Source organism: Streptomyces ruber, assembly GCF_014648075.1.
Lineage (GTDB): Bacteria > Actinomycetota > Actinomycetes > Streptomycetales > Streptomycetaceae > Streptomyces > Streptomyces ruber.
In genome coordinates, this window is the sequence record NZ_BMQK01000003.1 from 467,899 (window position 1) to 488,047 (window position 20,149).

The following is a 20,149-nucleotide window of genomic DNA, read 5'->3' on the forward strand; positions in this document are numbered from 1 at the left end:
AGCCCGGCACCGGGCAGCGTACGACCGGGAACACTCCGTCACCAGGGGCGCGGGGCCACCGCCACAGGAGAACCGCGCAACGGGACATGGGCGCTCCTCGCACGGGACACCGGCAGCGACCGAGCCGTCCGCGCCCCCGACCGGGGCGAGAGGCGACCCGCCCCTACTCGGAACCGTTCCCCGCCGTCCCCGGCTCGGCCATCCGCCGGTGCAGGGCCGCCTTGGCGCCGTCGGGCAGGACCCTGTCGGCCACCCCCTGCGCCTTGGTCGTCACCGAGCCCGTGACCAGCTTCTTCCTGCCCTTCATCACCGCGTCGAACGCCTGCTGGGCGACCTGGGCGGGATCGTCCTTGTCCGAGGTGCCGATCCTCGTGTCGCCCATACCGGCCCGGTGGAAGAAGTCGGTCTCCGTCGGCCCCGGCATGAACGAGGTGATCGTGACACCGGTGTCCTTCAGTTCCTCCTGCAACGCCTGGGCGAAGGACTGGATGAAGGACTTGGACGCGTTGTAGACCGCCTGGAAGGAGCCCGGCATCATCGCGGCGACGGACGAGGTGAACATCAGCCGGCCCTCGCCCCGGGCCACCATCTCGCGCAGCAGCGGCTTGGCGAGCCGTACGGTCGAGGACACGTTGAGGTCGATCACGGACTGTTCGTCGGCCGGATCGGCGTCCAGGAACGCACCGCCCCGCCCGATCCCGGCGTTGAGGGCGGCCACGTCCACCGTCAGCCCGGTCGTGGCCGCGACCAGCCGGTCCACACCGGCGGGTGCCCGGAGGTCGGCGCGTACGGGACGCACCTGGGCGCCCGTCTCCCGCAGCAGTTGCGCGGCGTGCTCCAGCCGCTCGTCCTCGGCGTTGATCAGCAGGTCGAAGCCGTGCTCCGCGAACCGCCTGGCCAGTTCGTACCCGATTCCGCTGGAGGCCCCGGTCACCAGGGCGAGCGGCCTGTTGCCGTCCATGACGTCCATGAGGACGGAGTAACCAGGCGGACCACGGCCAACCGCACGAGGGAGAACGAGGATGAACGAGGGCGAAAGGGGGAAGGCCCCGGTCAGAGGGGGGAGGCCGACCGGGGCCGCGGGAGGGTGACGTGCGGAGGGCGGTCGCCTCGCGGCGAAAGGCTCCATGGGGCTTCAGCCGAACGATCGTCCCCATGGGCGAGAGGTGAGGCCCGGGGACACTGTCCCCTCCGCAGCCACGTCGCTGTCAACGGCCGACCGGCACCGCTTGTTCCGGGACGCCGCGCCGACGCGGGGTGATCCGGCCCACATCCGCTTTCGTTTCCCGGACAGTCCCGGCGAGGCGAATTGCGCATACGGCGCTGCACGGACGCTTCGGGGTTGGGACGCTGAGCCCGGACAGTCGCCCGGTGGGCGCGGCACGAGCCCGGCGCGAGCTGGGGAACGGCCGGGTGCCGCACCGTCGGGTGACCGGTCCGGGAAGGTACGGCTGCCGTCCTTGGTCGGCGATGACGGCGGCTGCCTCGCGCAGTGACTCGTGTCTTCGGTGACGCGGAGACGCTGTGCGGGGTTGTTCTCACCGTCCGATGGGACGCAGCGGGAGTGAGCCCCATGGGAGAGGGTTGTGAGGACGGGGGACCGGGGTCCGCGACGCCGCGCACGGGCTGCGGACTCCGGTTCCCGATAGCGACGGCTGCGAAGACCGGTCCGGCGGCGGTGGCACCCGCGCGGCCCGCTGCGGGGCGTCTCCCGCTGCCGCGTCCGTCCTCCGCGCCTCGCTCCGAGGAGGGCGCCGCTCCGCGCGCCCCCGCCGCGTTCACCACGTCCTCCCTGCTGTCGGCCGGTGCCGGGCCCGCGGCGCGGGGGCATGGCCGACCTCCATCGGCGGCCGTTCCCTGACAGGTGTTCAACTACGCCCTCGCACGGAACAATGGGGGGTCGGCGCCAAGCTTCACGAACGGGAACGGCGCCACGGTCCGAGGTGGGGGTTGGTCGCACGGTGGAAGCGGAAGAACGGCGCACGCCGCCCGACGCGGCGGCGACGGATCCGGCGGTGATCGCGACACGCCTGGCCGTCCTCGCGCGCCATCTCGGGCACGTTCCGGACAAGATCCTCGACGAGCGCGCGCTGGCCGAGGCCTCCGGCGTGCCGCAGGCCGTGGTCGCGGCGCTCCTCGCCGGCCGGCAGGTGCCGCCCAGTGATCCGGACAAACGTTTCGTCCGGCGGATGGCGATCCTGCGCGACTCGCGCCGCAAGGCGAACGGACGCATGTACACGCACGAGGAGATCGCCGAAGGCTCCCACATGTCCCGCCAGCAGTGCTCGGCGCTCCTGGCCGGGGAACGGCGCCCGACGGCCCGGCACCAGTTCCATCTCGAACGTTTCTTCGGTGTCCCCGACGGTTTCCTCACCGCCACGGACGCCGACGCGTTACGCCGCTGTCTGCTGGACATCGAGCTGAGCCTGTTACGGGAACTGTTCGAACAGATCGCGACACGGGCGGCGGCCGAGAACCGGCCCACGACCGCGGAGAAGCCGAGCAGCCCGGCCCTGCCCGCGCCTGCCGAACGCCGTCGCCGACGCGAAGCCCTCGGGCTCCGGCCGGCCGACGTCGCCGCGAGCGTCGGCGTCGACGCCGAGGAGGTCCGCGCCTGGGAGGAGGGCCGACGCGAGCCGGACGGCACGGTGCGCGTCCGTTACGCGGCCTACCTCAACGCCGCCTCCGGACTCGCGGGCCTGACGGAGGCACAGTAGGGCGCCCGTGGCTCACCGGGCGGGACCGCGCCCGGACGGCTAGGTTGCCCCCGGGGCATGTGATCCGGGGACGAACGGAGGACGGTCCGTGGAGCTGGACATCGCGGCCGACGAGCTGAAGAGCGCGCTCGACCGGCTGAGGCGGGCGCAGGGGCAGATCGCCGGCATCATCCGGATGATCGAGGCGGGCCGCGACTGCGAGGAAGTGATCACTCAGCTCGCGGCGGCCTCCCGGGCGCTGGACCGGGCCGGCTTCGCGATCATCGCGACGGTCCTGCAGCACTGCACGGCCGTGGGCGCGCCGGCGGGCGAGGACGCCGAGCGGATGCGGGCCCGGCTGGAGAGGCTGTTCCTGTCCCTGGCCTGACGCGCGGCGGGGGCGGTCGAGCCGCCCTTCCCGCCGCCGGTACGCGCACCGCCGGTACGCGCACCGCCGGTACGCGCACCGGCGCCGGGCCCGCGCCGCGGCGTCAGGTGCCGGCCGTCGCGTGGTGCGTCGGCGCGGCCAGCTCCTCCAGCTCCCGTGTCACGGCGTCGCCGAGCATCGTGGCGTCCCCCGGACGCAGGTGGCTGACCACGGTGAGGGTGTACGCGTCGGCGGTCTGTACGAGACAGAGGTTCGCCGAGCCGGGCGGGTTGAGCTGGGGCACGGGAAGGACCCGCGTGAGCCGGCGGCCGTTCAGCGCGCACGGGTTGTCCCGCCACTTGAACGCCGTGCACACGGTGGGCGTGACGTCCGGCCGTACGAGACGCCGTGCCATGGCGTTCGACAGTCCCGGGACCAGCCGGGCCGCCGCCTCCACCGTGGGCAGGGCCGCCCGGTGGGCGTCGCAGCGGTGCTGCAGCGAGGCGACCAGCTGCTGGCAGGTGCGGAGGCGGTCGACGGCGGACGGGGCGTCGACGGGGAGCGGGACACGCAGCGCCGTGACGATGTTGCCCAGCTCGTAGGTGTTCTGCCGGGCCCTGAGGTCGACCGGGAGTGTGGCGTAGACCGGCACGGCGCCGTCGGGCCAGTGGCCGAGCGGCCCGTAGCAGGCGCGCAGGGCACCGGCGAGGGACGCCAGGAGCAGTTCGTTGAGGGTGGCCCCGCGCCCCCGGGCGGGCTGGCGCCGGGCCGCGCCCACGACCTCGGGCGGGAGTTCCACCACGGCCAGCTCCGGCCGCGCCTCCTCCGCCGCCACGGGGAGGGACTGGCCCCGGGCCCCCAGGCGCTGCAGCTCCCGGCGCAGGGCGGCCGGCACGGCGGGCGGGCGGGGAGCGGCGGGCCCCGGCGGACGCGGGGTCGCGGCGTCGTCCATCAGCAGCCGGAAGAGCGTCTCCAGCGACCTGCCGTCGAGCAGCCCGTGGTGGGCGAGCAGGACGAGGGCGTGCTCGCCGGCCGGTGTCGCGTTCTCCGCCACGACCAGCCGCCACAGGGGCCGGCCGGCGGGCAGCGGCCGGCTGACACCGGAGGTCAGCACGGACTCCAGCCCCTCACCGGAGGCGACGACATGCGTCTCGGGCACGAACGGCCCCGCGGGCGACCAGTGGTGGCCCGACACCGCGGCCGGTCCGGTGGGCCGCCTGAGCACCCAGCTCATCCGGTCCAGGCCACCCCACCGGGCACCGACACGGGACCGCACCTGTGCCAGGTCCAGCGGGTCCCCGGAGAACAGCGCGGCGATGCCGATGGTCCCCGGCTGTCCGCTGCGAATGTGCCCTTGGTCTACGACCGACAGCCTCATCTGGTGGCTTGCCTTTCCTCACGTGCTCGGGCACCGCTGCCGGCCGCCCGTCAACGACTTGTCCGACGGGGCCCGGTACGGCCCCCGTGCCTGCGCCTTCCTCGCGCATCCGCCCGTCCGCCCGCGGTCATCCGTTCGACGAGGCGAACACGACACAGGCGTTGTGCCCCCCGAAGGCGAAGCTGTTGCTGATCACCGGACCGTCCGGAAGCTTGCGGGGCTGTCCGGTGACCACGTCCAGCGCGCACCGCGGGTCCGGATCGGTGAGGTTGGCGGTGGGCGGCGCCAGCCCCTCGCGCACGGACAGGACCGCGATCACGGCCTCCAGCGCTCCCGCCGCCCCCAGCGGGTGCCCCGTCACCGACTTGGGGGCGGTGACGGGGACCGCGGCGGTGCCGAACACGGCGTTGACGGCCCGCGCCTCCGCGACGTCGTTGAGGTCGGTGCCGGTGCCGTGCGCGTTCACGTGGGCGACCGCGTCCGCGCGCGTGCCGGCGTCGGCGAGCGCCAGCTCCATGCAGGCCCGGGCGCCGGTGCCGTCGGGATGCGGGGCCGTGAGGTGGTGGGCGTCGGAGGTGCGCCCGTAACCGTCGAGCGTGGCGTGGATCCGCGCCCCGCGCGCGCGGGCGGCGTCCAGCCGTTCCAGCACCAGGAACGCCGCCGCCTCGGCGAGGACGAACCCCCGCCGGCCGGCGTCGAAGGGCCGGGACGCGCCGGCCGGGTCCTCGCACCCGGTGGCCATCGCGCCGGCCCGCCCGAACGCCAGCGCGGTCGTGGGCGTCAGGGGGCTCTCGTGCCCGCCGGCCACCACCACGTCGGCGCCTCCGGCGCGGATCATCTGCAGCGCCTCGCCCACCGCGTGCGTGCCGGAGGCGCAGGCGGTCGAGAGGGTGAAGCCGGGGCCGGTGATGTCGTGCCTCGCGCTGATCCAGTACGCCCCGGCGTTGTGCATCAGCCGGGGCGCGTAGAGCGCGGTGGGGTGCCCGATCCCGTTCTCCTGGGTGATCACCCCGCCGTAGCCGGTGCCGGTGACCACCGCCCGCCGGACGGGCGGGGCCGCGAGCCCCCCGGCGTCCCGGACGGCGTCCGTGGCGGCACACAGGGCCAGTTGCACGGACCGGTCCGTGCGGCGGATCTCCTTCGGCGTCAGATAGCCCGTGGGATCGAAGTCGGGCACGTGGCCCGCGGGGCGGACGACGGTGCCCTCCTCGTCGAACGTGTGCAGCGAGGTCGCGGAACGGCCCTCCAGCAGCCGTTCCCAGAGGGCCGTCGGGCTCGCTCCGGCGGCACACCGCACGCCCAGGCCCGTGACCGCGACCACGTCGTGGCGAGTCATGCGACGGCCTGCCTCCGGTCGTCCGCGGCGCGCAGTCTCACGATCAGGTCCGCCACGTCGCCGACCGTGGCCACGGTGCCGGTCTTCGCCGCCTTGAGGGTCACGCCGAACACCTCCTCCACGGCGGCCTCGAGTTCGGTGACGTCCAGGCTGTCGGCTCCCAGGTCGGCGACCAGCCGGGCCTCCGGCACCACCGACTCGGGCGGCACCGACATCACCCGCGCGCACAGAGGGTGCAGCGCCTCCATGACATCCCGGTGCGCAAGGTCCATGCAGCTCTCCCATCTCCCGCTGCCGCACCCGGTCCTGGTGCGGCCGTGTTCTTCCTGGTCGGCGAGACGTCCACTGCGAGCGGTGCTCACCCGGCGATTCGCGTCGGCCGTCAGCACAGCGGAGGCCGGGCACCCGAAGGGCGCCCTCTCGTCGCTCAGTCGGCTCTGCTCACTCAGCGGCCAACGACGGCGACCGAGACGCAGTTACTCAGGGGGCGGGCCGATGGCACGTTCAGGTGATGTGCCGGGCGGTTGCGGTCACGGCGGTCCGCACGCGGGACCGATCGCCGGACGAGAGTTCCACCGTGGGCGTCGTGCCGGTGTCACTCCGCGCTCCGGGCCGCCCGGAGCGCGGCGGCCGTGGCGGCCGGCTCGTAGCCGGGTCCCACACCGTCGACCAGCAGGACGTCCCCGCCCATGTGCCGGGTGCGCAGGGGCAGTATCTCCCGGTAGGCCGGGGAGGCGTACCAGGCGCGGGCCTCGGCGAGCGACGGGAAGACGATGACCACGAGCGTCCCGGGCCAGTCGCCCTCCAGCACCTCCTGTTCGGGCGCCCCGTGCACCAGGAAGCGCCCGCCGAAGGGGTCCAGGGTCTCCTGGATGCGCTCGATGTAGGTCAGCACGTCCTCGTGGAGTTCCTCCGGCGGGCGGAGGCGGGCGATGCCGTAGGCGGGCATGGTGGCTCCTGTTCGTCCGTACGACGCGGTGGGCGGGGCGCCCGGCGGGGCGCGCCGACGACGACCACACTGCCGGGAGCCGGGGCGCGGGTCGATTACCCGGCAGGTAACCGCCTCCGCCACGCGGCCGACGTCGACTCGACCGCGGCGGGACTTCTTCCGGCAGGTCGAACACCCTGCCGGGCTGCCGGTACAGGTCGTGGGACAGCCGCCGGGCCCGGGCGGAGACCACTGGCGTGGCCGAACGCGAGGCCGTCCGGTTTCTGCCCGGAGGTCCGGGGGCGCGTCCGCCGTCCCCGCCGAGCGGGCGGGGACGGCGGGGTCAGTCGGTCCCGACCGCCCACCCGGACTTCTCGTAGGCGGCCGGCCGGGTCTGGGCGTCCCGCAGGACGGTGGTGTCGACCTTCTCGGAGCGGTCGAACCGGTAGACGCCGTTGCGTTCCTGGAAGACATCGGTGAGCTGGGTGTAGCAGTAGCCGAACATGTCCGGGTCGCTCAGCAGCACACCGGTCAGCGCGGTGAAGCGGCCGGTGAACTCCTCGGCGGTGCGCGGGCGTTCGCCGTACCCCCAGGAGTCCGCCTGGTCGTTCCCGGCGGTGCTCGCCGCGGCCTCGGGGTCCCACCAGATGCCGCCGAACTCACTGCAGAAGTAGGGCTGCCCGCGGTACGGCACGGACCAGGGGCGCCCGTCGGGAGCGGCGTTGACGAACGGCTGGTCCCGGTCGAGCCCGGACATCTGCTCGGCGAACCTCGCCGGGTCCTGCTCGTAGAGGTGCGAGTCGTACACGTCCGTCTCCGCGATCCGGTGGGCGTAGCCGGAGGCGTCGATCACCGGGCGGGTGGGATCGGCCTGCTTGGTGGCCAGGAACATCGCGCGGGTGACGTCGTCGAGCTGGGTGACGCGGTCGTGCAGGTGCTGGTACGTCTCGTTCAGCGGGCACCAGCCGACGATCGAGGGGTGCGAGTGGTCCCGCTCCAGGGCCTCCAGCCACTCGGCGACGTAGGAGGCGTCGGGGCGCTGGTTGTCGTCCCGTACGCCGACCTCGCAGCCCCAGTCGCCGAACTCGCCCCACACCAGGTAGCCGAGACGGTCCGCGTGGTAGAGGTAGCGCTCCTCGAACACCTTCTGGTGCAGCCGGGCGCCGTTGAAGCCGGCGCGCAGGCCGAGCTCGATGTCGCGGACGAGGTCGGCGTCCGTGGGGGCGGTCATCAGCCCGTCCGGGTAGTAGCCCTGGTCGAGCACCAGCCGCTGGAACACCGGCTCGCCGTTGAGCAGCAGCCTCTTGCCGTGGATGGCGACCGAGCGCAGACCGGCGTACGAGCGGACCGTGTCGACGGCGTTCCCGTCGGCGTCCAGGACCTCGATCGCCAGCCCGTACAGGTACGGGTCCTCCGGCGACCAGACGCGCCGCCGGTCCTCGGGCACCGGCAGCACCAGGCGCGGGGCGAGGTCCAGGTCGGCCCGGGTCTCGGCGCGGGCGGCCTCGCCCCGGTCGTCGGTCAGGACGGCGCGGACGCGGTGACCGGGGAGGTTCGCGGTCAGCGGCAGTTCGAGGAAGAAGGACCCGGACGCGAGGTCGGGGGTGATCCGGGGACGCCGCAGGGACACGGACCGGGGCACCGGCTCCATCCACACGGTCTGCCAGATACCGGTGGTGCGGGTGTAGTGGGCGTGGGAGTTGGCGTACCAGGTGGACTGCTTGCCCCGGGCCTGGACGCCGTGCCGGCTGTCGCGCGCCCGGACGACGAGGGTGATCTCCCGGCCGGGCACCGCCGCCTCGCCGAGGTCGGCGGTGAAGGGGGTGAAGCCGCCGCGGTGGCGGGCGACCTCGACGCCGTCGGCCCACACGGTCGTGTCGTGGTCCACGGCCCCGAAGTGCAGCAGCACCCGCGCGTCCGCCCACTCGGCCGGGACGGTCACCGTCCGCCGGTACCAGACCGCCTCCAGGAAGTCCGTCTCGCCGATCCCGGAAAGCTCCGACTCCGGGCAGAACGGGACGACCACACGGTCCGTGAGCTCGCGGTCCCGCAGGCCGCGCTCCAGACCGGTGTCGGCGCGGTCGGTCTCGAACTGCCACTCGCCGTTGAGGTTGAGCCAGGCGTCCCGGGCGAACTGCGGCCGCGGGTACTCCGGGCGGGGCACGTCCGAGGGGTGCGGGGCCGGGAGGTGCGCGTCCGCGGGGTGCGGCAGGGACATGGTGCTCCTCCTTGCTAGGGGAGTGCCGGTCGGTGCGATGCCCCATGGCACCATGCGTTTACATCGATGTAAACGGGTTGGCGCCCGCCACTTCGGCAAGCGATCCTTTCGTGGCGGAGCGCGCCCGGCGATGTCCGGCCATGCCCTGCCCGGCGATCCGCGGCGGCGCTCGGCGAGGCCCGACGAGCGCCGGTCGATACGATCACGGAGGCGGAAGGAAGGGGCGGTGTGGCGGCCAGACCGAGGATCAAGGACGTGGCGGAGTACGCGGGTGTCTCCCCGAAGACCGTCTCCAACGTCATCAACGACTTCGAGCACGTGTCGGACCGGACCCGGGCCGCCGTCCGGGAGGCGATCGACGCGCTCGGCTACCGCGTCAACCTGGCGGGGCGTCAACTGCGCCAGGGCCGCACCGGCGTGATCACCCTGGCCGTCCCGGAGCTCGACGTCGCCTACTTCTCCGAACTGGCCAAGTACGTCATGGCGGAGGCCGACCGGCGCGGGCGCACCGTACTGCTCCACCAGACCGGGGCGGTGCGCGAGCGCGAACTGGCCGCGCTGCACGGCTTCGACGCGCAGTTCTGCGACGGCGTCATCCTGAGCCCGCTGTCCCTGGTGCCCCGGGAACTGGCCACCCGCGACCGCCGGCTCCCGGTGGTCCTGCTGGGTGAGCGGCCGGCCGGGGGCGCCACCGACCACGTGGGCATCGACAACGTCCGTGCGGCGCGCGAGGCCACCGAGCACCTGCTGTCCCGGGGGCGCCGCCGTATCGCGGTCATCGGCGGAGCCGTCCGCGGCCGCCAGGGCACGGACCGGCTGCGCACGGACGGCCACCGGCAGGCGGTGCAGGCGGCCGGTCTGCCGTTCGACGCGGAACTGGTCGTGCCGGTGGACGCGTACCACTGGCGGGACGGTGCCCGGGCGGCGGCCGGGCTGATCCGCCGGAACGATCCGCCGGACGCCCTGCTGTGCCTCAACGACCACCTGGCGCTGGGGGCGCTCCGCGCGCTGCACGAGAACGGCCGTTCGGTGCCCCGGGATCTGGACGTGATGGGCTTCGACGACATCGAGGCGTCGAGCTTCAGCGTGCCGAGCCTGACCACGGTCGCCCCGGACAAGGAGGAGATCGCGCGGACCGCCGTGTCCCTGCTGCTGGAACGGATCGACGACCCGGAGTCGGGTCCGTTGCGCGACCATGTGGCCGGACACCGGATCATGGTGCGGGAGAGCAGCGGGGGGTGACTCCGCCGCCCCGCGCGTCGGAGCGGCGGGTGTGCGCCAACAAGCCAGAGGGGCGCTTTGTCGCCAACCCCCGTCCGGCCGGGCGCGGTAGCGATGGTTCCACGCTAAACAAGTAAGCCGGGTAAATGTTCCTGCTTCCACCGACCAGGACGGGCGCGGCCCGACGGGAGGTCCTGGCCCATGGTGCTCACCATCAATCTGGCGCTGTTGTTGGCCGTCATCGTGTTCCTGCGATTGCGTCGCCGGACGGAGGCCCGGAGCCGACGGGACGAGCAACTGACCGTACTTATCGCCGTCGTCCTGGGACTGCTGCTCGCCTCGACCGAACTGGGGCAGGGCACCCTCGACGTCCTCGGCCGGCTCGCCGAAGGTGTCTCACAGGCCGGTCAGTGACGGCGGGTAACAGACCGTCCCGCATCCAGCCAAATGGGCATTTTGTTGCCAAGTCCCGCTCTGCTGGCAGCGGTACTGGTGGTTTCGCGCTACACAGGAAGCCGGGGTGAACGTTGCTGCTTCGCCGCTCCCGTCGAGCGGGACGGGGGTGGCCCGACAGGAGGTCCTGTCCATGGATCTGACCGTCGACCTGGCGGTGCTGCTGGGTGTCATCCTCGTCGTGCTGTTGGCCCGACCGGTCGCAGCCCGGAAGCGCTGGGACCAGATCCTGGTCGTGGCCATCGCCATCGTGCTGGGGATACTGATCGCTCCCACCGACTTCGGGCAGTCGATCCTCAACAGCCTCGGTCGAGTGACCCATGGCTTCTCGTAGGCCGTCCGGCATCGGCATCGCTCCGGGCGCGCAGGCGTGCGGGCCCGGAGCGAGAGCGGCTCAGAGCGGAAGCCGTCGCCGCTTGGAGGCCGCGACGAGTTCCGGCACGGTGGCCAGCTTGCCGCGCGGTCTGCCGGCGCCGGCGCGTGACAGTTCGGCGCGTTCGATGGCGGCGAGCCCGCGCGCGTCGACCACGTCACGGCCGCGGCGCCGCACCAGACGCCGGAACGACCGCGACGTCCCGGCCGGCGTCGGCAACGCCCCCGCGACGGCGTCGGCCAGCAGCGTGCCGACGGTCTCCGCAGCGCAGGTGCGGTTGGCGCCGATGCCGCCGGAGGGGCCGCGCTTGATCCACCCCACGACGTACGTGCCCGGGTGTCCGGCGACCCGGCCGTTCTCGTGCGGGATCGTTCCCGTGACCTCGTCGAACGGCAGACCCGGTACGGGAGTTCCCCGGTAGCCGACGGCCCGGAGCAGCATTCCGGTGCCGATCTCGGTCGCGTCGCCGTCCGCCGGCCCGGTGACCCGTACCGCGCCGACGGTCCCCGTGCCGTCCCCCGCGAGCACCTCCATGGGCCTGGAGTGGAAGCGGAGGACGATACGGCGGCCGGCGGGCGGCGGGCCCGACCAGTCGACCCCGGTGCGGGTGACGCCCTTCAGCAGGGCCGCCTTGTCGTGCGGTCCGGCCGCGTCGACGGCCGCGCCGGTCCGCGGGTCGTGGTCGTCGACGACCAGTTCCACGCCCGGGAGCCGGGTCAGGGCGAGCAGTTCGGGGCGGGTGCAGGCGGCGTCCTCGGGGCCGCGGCGCCCGAGCAGGACGACCTCGCGGACCCTGCTGCCGCGCAGTGCCTCGAGCGCGTGCCCGGCGATGTCGGTCCCGGCCAGGGTCTCGGGGTCCGACATCAGGATGCGGGCCACGTCGAGGGCGACGTTGCCGTTGCCCACCACGACGACGCGTTCCGCCGAGAGGTCGACCGCGTCGGGCGCGACGTCGGGATGGGCGTTGTACCAGGCGACGAACGTACGGGCCGAGACGCTGCCGGCCAGGTCCTCGCCCGCGATGCCGAGGCGCCGGTCGCCGGACGCGCCCACCGCGTACACGACGGCGTGGTGGTGCGCGGCGAGCTCGTCCACGGTGACGTCCTCGCCGATCCGCAGCCCGAGGAGCATGCGTACGCGCGGGTGGTCGTACAGGCGGGCGAAGGTGTCGCCGACCTTCTTGGTCGAAGGGTGGTCGGGCGCCACGCCGTACCGGACGAGGCCGCCGGCCACCGGGAGCCGGTCGATCAGGGTGACCTCGGCGCTGGTGTGCAGCAGCAGGTCCTCGGCGGCGTACATGCCGGCCGGGCCGGTGCCGACGACCGCGACGCGGAGCGCCGGGAAGTCGGCGGGCAGCGTGCGGTCGAACGACGGCGCGCCCCAGTGGTGGAAGTTCGGGCTGTCGTCGGGGACGTCGTCCGGGGTGGTGCCGGCGTAGTACGCGGCGTTGATGTCGGCGTACGCCTGCTGCGGGCCCGTGAGCGTGTCCGCGGGGAAGATCGCGTCCACCGGGCAGGCGTCGGCGCACGCGCCGCAGTCGATGCAGGCCCTCGGGTCGATGTACAGCATCTCCGTGCTGCCGAAGGAACGTTCTTCCGGGGTCGGGTGGATGCAGTTGACCGGGCAGACGGCGACGCACTTGGCGTCACTGCAACAGGTCTGGGTGATGGCGTAGGTCATGGATCCTGGTCGTCCGGTCCTCGGTGTCCTGGAGGTCCTGGGTGCTAGATCAGGTGGGCGCGCTTGTAGAACGCCAGGGCCGGCCTGGTGAGCAGCCTGCAGGAGGCCAGGAACTCCATGAGCCCGGCACAACTCGAACGCATCATCGCCTTGTGGTGCTCGTTGGCGCGGGCCTCGGCGAGCGCGCGCTTCTCGTCGAGGCCGGCGTTCGCGTACACCTTCCTGCTCACCATGCTGGTGACGATGACGTACGCCGCCACCGCGATCAGGAACGCGTGGAAGTACCGGCGGGCCCGGCCGGCCTTCGCCAGGTTCCTGCGCATCTCCTCCCGCGCGAACTTCATGTGCCGGGACTCCTCGACGACATGGATGTTGTTGATCGTGCGTACGAACGGCACGACCCGCTCGTCCCGCATCCAGTCGCGCTGCATGACGTCCAGCACCTCCTCGGCGACCAGGATCGCCGCGTAGGCGGCCTCGCCGAACGCGGTGGTCTTGAAGAGCCGGCCGAGTTCCACGGCGACCCGGTGCGGGCGGTACGCCGGGGCGCCCAGCTTCTGGGCGCCCCGGGCGAACATGATCGAGTGGCGGCATTCGTCGGCTATCTCGGTGAGGGCCCACTGCACCCGGTCGTCGGTGGGGTCCTTGGCGTAGACGTCGCGCAGGATGAGCTGCTGGAGGATCATCTCGAACCAGATGCCGGTACTGGCGACGGAGGCGGCCTCCTGCCGGGTCAGCTCCTTGCGCTGCGGCTCGGTCAGCTCGTCCCAGTACGCGGTGCCGAACAGGGTGCTCCACTCCGGGCTCGCGCCGTGGAAGTCCTTGTCCAGCGGCGTCTCCCAGTCCACTTCCTTCGCGGGGTCGTACGACAGCGTCGCCGACGAGTCGAGCAGCCGCCGCGCGACACTGGGGCCGCTCTGCGCGCTGGCGTCGACGTCCGGCCGGGCTGTGCTGCTTGCCATGCTCCCAACTCCTCGGTCCGAGTGACTGCGGTGCAGTGCCCTTTTCATGGGGGTGATGGGGGTGATGGGTAAGGGGTGTGATGAGAGGCGGGGCCGCGGTGGCATGGGGGCCGTCGGAGTCGCCACCCACCTTGTTAGACGCAATGTATAACAAGGGGCGGCCGTCGGCCTACCCCCCGGTAGCAATCATTCGTCGCGCCCGCCACCGGAGTTCGGCACGCCGGGTCAGCCCCGCGGCCGGCCGTCCTCGGCCCGGCGGCGTCCAGGTCCGTCGCCGCCCCGATCGGAGCGAGGTGGGTGTACGCCTGCGGGCGGTCCCCCAGCACCGTCCCGTCCTCGGTCAGCTCCGTGACCAGCCCGTCGGCGCAGCCCGCCGCCCGGGCGGCGGCCACCGGGGTGAACGCGACGGCGGGCAGGACCGGCGGCCGTCCGGGCGGCGATCACAGCCGGGCCCGGTCGGCCCGCACCGGTCCGTCGTGCGGCACGGCCTCCCCGGGACGTACTCGCCGAGCGCCCGGCCGGTGCCGAGCGCGACCCACAGCCTGCCCGGAGGTGTCCGCGCCGGCACCACCGGGTGGTGACGCCGCGGCGAGGCGACCACCTCCGTCGGCGGCCCGGTCGCCCCCGGGGCCGGAACGAGTCGGGCCCGGGCGTGCTCGGCGTGCCCCTGCCGGGCACGTCACGGCACGCAGCGGGCGGAGTACGAACCGGTGGCGAAGCCCGCGTCCCGCGCGGCCCGGACCAGGGCGGGCAGCCCGGACGGAGGGAACCGCTCGTGCGGGCCGCGGTGGCCGTACGCGGTCGTCGGGCTCCTTCCCCCGAGCCGGCGTACGGACGGCTCGGCTCCGGGGCGTGGCGGCGGCGCGCAGCCCCCGGCGTCCTGCTCCGCCGGGGGCTGCCGTGGTGCTGTGCCGCCGCGGTGCCGCGAGGGCCGCGACGGAGGTCTCACCTGAACGGCACGGTGATGCAGGCCAGCCGCGACCCCGCCGTGCCCGCGTGTCCGGGGTGGGTCAGCGTGGCGTGCTCGTGGATCACCACGGAGCCGGCCTGGCCGGTCCGGAAGCGCCAGTCGACCGTGGCCCTGGCGCCGCCGTCGCCGCCCGCGTCCGTGGTGAGGTCGAGCCACACCTCGTTCCTGCGGTTGGCGAACCGGGGATCGACGGAGGGCTGCACCGGGTCGACGCGGTTCTGGTAGTGCGGGCCGGAGTCGTCGGGCTTGGGGCCGCACGGCCTGGTGTGGACGTGGGCACCGAAGGTGCGGTTCGGTTCGAGGTCCTTCACGGCGAGGTCGACCGTGGTCGTGCCGTCCCGGTTGAGCCACTCCGCCACCACGGCGCGGCTCCCCTTCGGCACGGCGGCCCGCTCGTACGTGATGGCCTTCTCCGGCGCGGTACCGAAACGCTCGTGGACGACCACGCTCGGGTGGTGCGTGCCCCCGGTCGGCAGGGTCGCCATCGCCACAGCCAGGAATGTTGTCGCGATCACGGACATGAGTGCTCCATCTCCTCCGGAAACTCGTGCGCCCGCCATGAACCCTCGCCCCTGCGCGGACCCGGCACCACCGGATAACGAGCCATGCCGCCGTGTCTACGCACGCCGCGCACGCTCACTGACACCTCATCAGCCGCCGGACGGGCTCCGCGGGGGAAGGGACGGAGGGGGCGGCGAGTACGGCGTCCCGGCATCGGCCCGCGACGGGCGGGCCGGAGGAAGGACGCCCGTCCGCCCCGGACGTGCCGCCCGGTGTGGCGCCGCCGCCCGGTCACGTGCCGCCCGTACGCTGACGGCTCGTCGGCCCTGTCCGGTATCCGGCAGGGGCCGATGCGGGCCGGTGGCGGAACGAGGGCCCGAGCGGCGGCCACCCCGGCCCCCGGTCACCCCGCCCACCGGCCGTCCCCCGACCCCGGCGAAGGCGCAGCGGAGCTGATGGACAGCGACCACACCTCGACCATGCCGGACGGCGTCCGCCGCCCACCGCCCCATGCCGACGGCGTACGGCGCCGGCTGCCCCGTACCGACGTGACGCTGGCCGACCCCCGGCTCGCCGCCGCCACGGAGCGGCTGGGACGCGGGATCGTGAAGGCGGTGGTGGCCGGGGCGCAGGAACGGGCGCGGGCCGGTGAGATCCCGCCCCACGAGGTCACCGAACAGGCGGTGGCCGCGCTGCCCGCCACGGCCGGCCGGCTGCGGCCCGTGCTCAACGCGACCGGAGTGCTGCTCCACACCAACCTGGGCCGGGCCCCGCTGTCCTCGGCGGCGCGTGAGGCCGTGCTCGCCGCGAGCGGCACCACGGACGTCGAACTCGACCTCGCCACGGGCGCACGCTCCCGGCGGGGCCGCTCGGCGACCGAGGCGCTGCTGGAGCGGGTGCCGCCCGCGGAGGCCGCCCACGTGGTCAACAACGGGGCGGCGGCACTGGTCCTCGCGGCCACCGCGCTGGCACGGGGCCGGGACGTCGTCGTCAGCCGGGGCGAGATGGTGGAGATCGGGGACGGCTTCCGGCTGCCGGACCTCCTGGTGAGCACCGGTGCCCGGCTCCGGGAGGTCGGCACGACCAACCGCACCTCCCTCGCCGACTACGCGGCGGCCGTCACGCCGGAGACCGGGTTCGTGCTCAAGGTGCACCCCTCCAACTTCCGTGTCACCGGCTTCACCCGCGACGTAGGCGTCGCCGCCCTGGCCCGCCTCGGCGTGCCCGTGGTCGCGGACATCGGCTCCGGGCTGCTGGCCCCCGAACCGGCGCTCCCGGCCGAGCCGGACGCCGCCACCTGGCTGCGTGCCGGTGCCGACCTGGTGACCGCCAGCGGCGACAAACTGCTCGGCGGCCCGCAGTGCGGCCTCCTGCTCGGCCGCGCCGACCTCGTACGGCGGCTGGCCCGGCACCCCCTCGCACGGGCGCTCCGCGTCGACAAGCTCACCCTGGCCGCGCTCGAAGCCACCGTGCGGGGACCCGAGACCCCGGTGCACGCCGCGCTGCACGCGGACCCCGGACGGCTCCGGGAGCGTGCCGAGCGGATGGCGGCACGCCTCCGCCGCCACGGGCTGGACTGCCGGGCGGTGGACAGCGAGGCGGTCGTCGGCGGCGGCGGTGCGCCCGGTGTCACGCTGCCGAGCGCCGCGGTGTCGCTGCCCGCTTCGTACACGGGCCCGCTCCGCCGCGCGGAGCCCGCGGTCATGGGCCGGGTGGAGGGCGGACGGTGCCTGCTGGACCTGCGGGCGGTGCCCGAGGCGGCGGACGGCGCGCTGGAGACCGCCGTGCGCCGCACGTGCCCCGTACCCGCCGGCGCGCCCACCGGCTCCGGGGAGTGACCCGCGCATGCACGTAGTCGCCACCGCCGGACACGTCGACCACGGCAAGTCCGCCCTGCTGCGCGCCCTGACCGGGATGGAGCCCGACCGGTGGGCCGAGGAACGGCGCCGCGGCATGACGCTCGACCTGGGGTTCGTGTGGACCCGGCTGCCCGGCGCCGGAGACCTGGCCTTCGTCGACGTCCCCGGACACGAGTGGCTGGTGGGCAACATGCTCGCGGGCGTCGGCCCCGTACCCGCCGTGCTGTTCGTGGTCGCCGCTGACCAGGGCTGGCAGCCGCAGTCCGAGGAGCACCTGGCGGTCCTGGACGCGCTCGGCGTGCGCCACGGCGTGCTCGCCGTCTCCCGCTGCGACCTGGCGGACCCCGCGCCGGCCCGGGAGGAGGCGCTGGCCCGGCTCGCCCGGTCCTCGCTGGGCGCGGTGGAGTGCGTGGCGGTGAGCCCGGTGACCGGCGCCGGCCTGGACGGCCTCCGCACGGCCCTGACCCGGCTCGCCCGCGCGCTGCCCGCCGCCGACCCCGCCGCGGACGTACGGCTCTGGGCGGACCGCGTCTTCACGGTGCGCGGCCGGGGCACGGTCGTCACCGGCACCCTCGGCGCGGGCACGGTCCGGGTGGGCGACCACCTCGAACTCGCCCGCGACGGGCGGCGGTTGCGGGTACGGGGCCTGGAGACGCTCAAGCGGTCCCGGCCGGAGGCGGTCGCGGTCGCCCGGGTGGCGGTCAACCTGCACGGCCCCGGAGCGGGCACGCTGCGCCGGGGCGACGCGCTGCTCACCCCGGGACAGTGGCTCACCACCGACACGGTGGACGTCCGGCTCGGCGACAACACCCCGTCGGAGGACCGCTCACCGGCCCGCGACCTGCCCCGGCACCTGACTCTCCACATCGGCTCCGCCGCCGTCCCGGTGACGGTCCGTCCGCTGGGCGGGGACACCCTGCGGCTGCGGCTCGCCGCCCCGCTGCCCCTCCGCGTCGCCGACCGGGCGCTGCTGCGCGACCCGGGGCGCCACCGCGTCCCGGGCGGGGTCACCGTCCTCGACGTACGCCCGCCGCCGCTCACCCGGCGCGGCGCGGCCGCCGCCCGCGTCCGGGACCTCGGCACGGCGGGCGGACCCGCCGGCGCGGCCGCGGAACTCCGCCGCCGCGGCCTGGTGCGCCGCGGGGACCTGCTCGCCATGGGGGTCAGGCCGCCGGCCGGGGCCGGTCCGGTCGCCGGGGAGTGGCTGGCCGACCCGGCCCACTGGGCCGGCCTGCGCGACGGACTGCGCCGCGCCGTCGAGGAGCACGCAGCCCGCCACCCCCTGGAACCGGGCCTCCCGCTGGAGGCCGCCCGGCAGGCGCTCGGCCTGCCGGAGCGCCGTCTGGTGGAGGCGCTGCTCGCGGCCGACCCCGCCCTGCGGCAGCGCGAGGGACGGCTCTACGGCGAGCGGACCCGTCCCGTCCTCCCGCCGCCGGTCGAGGCCGCCGTCGAGGAGGTACGGGCCGACCTGGCCCGCGCGCCGTTCCGCGCGCCCGAGGCCGAGCGGCTGGAGCGACTGGACCTGACGGCCCGTACGCTCGCCGCGGCCGCCGCCGCCGGGGCACTGCTGCGGATCGCCGACGGCATCGTGCTGCTGCCGGGCGCGGACGCGCGGGCCGCGGCGGTGCTCGCCCGGCTGGAGCAGCCGTTCACGGCGAGCGAGGCGCGCCGGGCCCTGGACACCACCCGCCGCGTCGTCATCCCCCTGCTCGAACACCTCGACCGGCACGGCTGGACGGTCCGGCTGGACGGCGCCCTGCGCCGCTGCGCCGCGGCGGCGGACGGCACGGAACGGGCCGGCGGAGACGGACGGGAATCGAACCCGCCTGCCCGAGCTGCTCGGACACCACGGTTTTGAAGACCGGGAGGGCCACCAGGCACCTTTACGTCTCCCCGCCGGACGTGCGGCCGCGCCGCCGCCCGGACGAGCCCCCATTCGATCCCCCGGCCCGGACGGCGGTCAACGCGCCGCGCCGGGCACGCGCCGCGACCCGTGCACGAAGGACGGCATCCATGACGACGAGCACGACGACCACGGTGACCCCGCAGGAGGGTGTCCGCCTGACCCGGTACGCCCGTGGCGGCGGCTGCGCCTGCAAGATCCCGCCGGGCGAACTGGAGGAGGTCGTCGCCGGGCTGACCGGCCGCACCTCCCGCACCCGGCCGGCCGGGGAGCTGCTCGTCGGCCTCGACAGCGGGGACGACGCCGCCGTGGTCCGGCTGCCCCGCGGCACCGGCGGACGGGACGGCACCGGCGGGCGGGCCGTCGTCGTCACCGCCGACTTCTTCGCCCCGGTCGTCGACGACCCGTACGACTGGGGCCGGATCGCCGCGGCCAACGCGCTGTCCGACGTCTACGCCATGGGCGGCACCCCCCTGGTCGCCGCCAACCTGCTGGCGTGGCCGCGCGGGGCGCTGCCCCTCGACCTGGCCCGGGAGGTGCTGCGCGGCGGACTGGACGTCGCCGACGAGGCGGGCTGCCACGTGGCGGGCGGGCACAGCGTGGACGACCCGGAGCCCAAGTACGGCATGGCGGTCACCGGGACCGCCGACCCGGAGCGCCTGCTGCGCAACGACACCGGCCGGCCGGGGACGCCGCTGTCGCTGACCAAACCACTGGGCCTCGGCGTCCTCAACACCCGGCACAAGGCCACCGGCGAGGTCTTCCCGGAGGCGGTGCGGACCATGGTGGCCCTCAACCGCGACGCGGCGGCGTCCGCCCTGGCCGCGGGGGCGGTCTGCGCGACCGACGTCACCGGGTTCGGCCTGCTGGGGCACCTGTACAAGCTGGCGCGCGCCTCGCGGGTGACCGCCGTGGTGGACGCCTCGGCGGTCCCGTTCCTCGACGGCGCCCACGAGGCCGTCCGGGACGGTCACGTCAGCGGCGGTACCCGCCGCAACCTCGCGTGGGTCGCCCCGTACACCGACTTCGGCGGGACCGGCGAGCCGGCCCGGCTGCTGCTCGCGGACGCCCAGACGTCGGGCGGACTGCTGGTGGCCGGGGAGGTGCCCGGGGCGCCGGTGATCGGGGAGCTCGTCCCCGCGGGCGCGCACCGGCTGGTCGTGCGCTGACCCGCCGGTCCTATGAGCGGCGCCGGAATCCTATGAAAGGCGCCGGTCAGCGGCGTACGCGGTGGAGCGCGTCCCTTCGGGTGAACCGGCGGGGAGCACCCTCCTGATGGTCCGGGCGAGCCCCTAGCGTGGCCC

Annotated in this window: 16 protein-coding genes, 1 tRNA gene and 1 pseudogene; 8 read left to right on the forward strand and 10 right to left on the reverse strand. The window is 74.6% G+C overall.

The genetic code is table 11. From position 1 onward, the window contains the following. Positions 1–163: 163 nt before the first annotated feature. Positions 164–961, reverse strand: coding sequence for an SDR family NAD(P)-dependent oxidoreductase (locus IEZ04_RS10310; RefSeq protein ID WP_189216651.1), 798 nt, complete (start codon positions 959–961; stop codon positions 164–166). Positions 962–2,015: 1,054 nt separating this feature from the next. Here IEZ04_RS10310 and IEZ04_RS34685 point away from each other — a divergent pair. Together IEZ04_RS34685 and IEZ04_RS10320 are read left to right on the forward strand one after the other, a co-directional pair. Further along, positions 2,016–2,717: a helix-turn-helix domain-containing protein gene (locus tag IEZ04_RS34685; protein ID WP_229820928.1), complete on the forward strand. Its 702-nt coding sequence runs from the start codon at positions 2,016–2,018 to the stop codon at positions 2,715–2,717. An 88-nt stretch (positions 2,718–2,805) separates the two neighbouring features. Then, positions 2,806–3,084, forward strand: a complete 279-nt coding sequence (locus tag IEZ04_RS10320) for a metal-sensitive transcriptional regulator (protein ID WP_189216425.1) — start codon at positions 2,806–2,808, stop codon at positions 3,082–3,084. A gap of 103 nt (positions 3,085–3,187) precedes the next feature. Here IEZ04_RS10320 and IEZ04_RS10325 read toward each other — a convergent pair whose 3' ends face one another. The 5 genes from IEZ04_RS10325 to IEZ04_RS10345 form a co-directional block, all read right to left on the reverse strand. Then, on the reverse strand, positions 3,188–4,441 hold the full coding sequence (locus IEZ04_RS10325) for a wax ester/triacylglycerol synthase domain-containing protein (RefSeq protein WP_189216426.1): 1,254 nt from the start codon (positions 4,439–4,441) through the stop codon (positions 3,188–3,190). A 127-nt stretch (positions 4,442–4,568) separates the two neighbouring features. Then, positions 4,569–5,777 carry a beta-ketoacyl-[acyl-carrier-protein] synthase family protein gene (locus IEZ04_RS10330; RefSeq protein ID WP_189216427.1) on the reverse strand — a complete coding sequence of 403 codons (1,209 nt, stop codon included), beginning with the start codon at positions 5,775–5,777 and terminating at the stop codon, positions 4,569–4,571. After that, a complete protein-coding gene (locus IEZ04_RS10335; protein WP_189216428.1) occupies positions 5,774–6,049 on the reverse strand; it encodes an acyl carrier protein in 276 nt (91 codons plus the stop codon). Before IEZ04_RS10335 ends, IEZ04_RS10330 begins: the two co-directional genes overlap by 4 nt. A 323-nt stretch (positions 6,050–6,372) precedes the next feature. After that, positions 6,373–6,726, reverse strand: coding sequence for a DUF1330 domain-containing protein (locus IEZ04_RS10340; RefSeq protein WP_189216429.1), 354 nt, complete (start codon positions 6,724–6,726; stop codon positions 6,373–6,375). A 322-nt stretch (positions 6,727–7,048) separates the two neighbouring features. Continuing rightward, positions 7,049–8,923, reverse strand: a complete 1,875-nt coding sequence (locus IEZ04_RS10345; RefSeq protein WP_189216430.1) for a glycoside hydrolase family 2 protein — start codon at positions 8,921–8,923, stop codon at positions 7,049–7,051. A gap of 228 nt (positions 8,924–9,151) precedes the next feature. Here IEZ04_RS10345 and IEZ04_RS10350 point away from each other — a divergent pair, with 228 nt between their 5' ends. From IEZ04_RS10350 to IEZ04_RS10360, 3 genes are all read left to right on the forward strand, one after another. Beyond that, positions 9,152–10,165 (forward strand): LacI family DNA-binding transcriptional regulator, encoded by a 1,014-nt coding sequence (locus IEZ04_RS10350; RefSeq protein WP_189216431.1) that lies wholly within the window; start codon positions 9,152–9,154, stop codon positions 10,163–10,165. A gap of 180 nt (positions 10,166–10,345) precedes the next feature. After that, entirely contained in the window at positions 10,346–10,558 is a 213-nt protein-coding gene (locus tag IEZ04_RS10355; RefSeq protein ID WP_189216432.1) for a hypothetical protein, read from the forward strand. Positions 10,559–10,730: 172 nt separating this feature from the next. Then, the gene (locus IEZ04_RS10360) at positions 10,731–10,931 is read left to right on the forward strand and encodes a hypothetical protein (protein WP_189216433.1); all 201 of its coding nucleotides are present in this window, start codon (positions 10,731–10,733) and stop codon (positions 10,929–10,931) included. A gap of 60 nt (positions 10,932–10,991) precedes the next feature. On the opposite strand, the gene IEZ04_RS10365 is transcribed toward IEZ04_RS10360, so the two are convergent. The 3 genes from IEZ04_RS10365 to IEZ04_RS10375 all read right to left on the reverse strand — a co-directional run bounded on the left by IEZ04_RS10365 (position 10,992) and on the right by IEZ04_RS10375 (position 15,103). Beyond that, entirely contained in the window at positions 10,992–12,650 is a 1,659-nt protein-coding gene (locus tag IEZ04_RS10365) for an FAD-dependent oxidoreductase (protein ID WP_189216434.1), read from the reverse strand. A gap of 44 nt (positions 12,651–12,694) precedes the next feature. Beyond that, positions 12,695–13,612 (reverse strand): AurF N-oxygenase family protein, encoded by a 918-nt coding sequence (locus IEZ04_RS10370; protein ID WP_189216435.1) that lies wholly within the window; start codon positions 13,610–13,612, stop codon positions 12,695–12,697. Between the two features lie 945 nt (positions 13,613–14,557). Next, a complete protein-coding gene (locus IEZ04_RS10375; protein WP_346158611.1) occupies positions 14,558–15,103 on the reverse strand; it encodes a superoxide dismutase family protein in 546 nt (181 codons plus the stop codon). Positions 15,104–15,538: 435 nt separating this feature from the next. On the opposite strand from IEZ04_RS10375, the gene selA reads away from it, so the two are divergent. Both selA and IEZ04_RS10385 read left to right on the forward strand, forming a co-directional pair. Continuing rightward, positions 15,539–16,921, forward strand: coding sequence for an L-seryl-tRNA(Sec) selenium transferase (selA, locus tag IEZ04_RS10380; RefSeq protein WP_189216437.1), 1,383 nt, complete (start codon positions 15,539–15,541; stop codon positions 16,919–16,921). 7 nt (positions 16,922–16,928) lie between these two features. Next, positions 16,929–18,635, forward strand: a pseudogene (locus tag IEZ04_RS10385) (GTP-binding protein); the annotation flags it as partial. A 107-nt stretch (positions 18,636–18,742) separates the two neighbouring features. On the opposite strand, the gene IEZ04_RS10390 reads toward IEZ04_RS10385, so the two are convergent. After that, positions 18,743–18,835 (reverse strand) — tRNA-Sec (locus tag IEZ04_RS10390). A gap of 120 nt (positions 18,836–18,955) precedes the next feature. Here IEZ04_RS10390 and selD point away from each other — a divergent pair. Next, positions 18,956–20,014: a selenide, water dikinase SelD gene (gene selD, locus IEZ04_RS10395; protein ID WP_189216438.1), complete on the forward strand. Its 1,059-nt coding sequence runs from the start codon at positions 18,956–18,958 to the stop codon at positions 20,012–20,014. Positions 20,015–20,149: the final 135 nt, after the last annotated feature.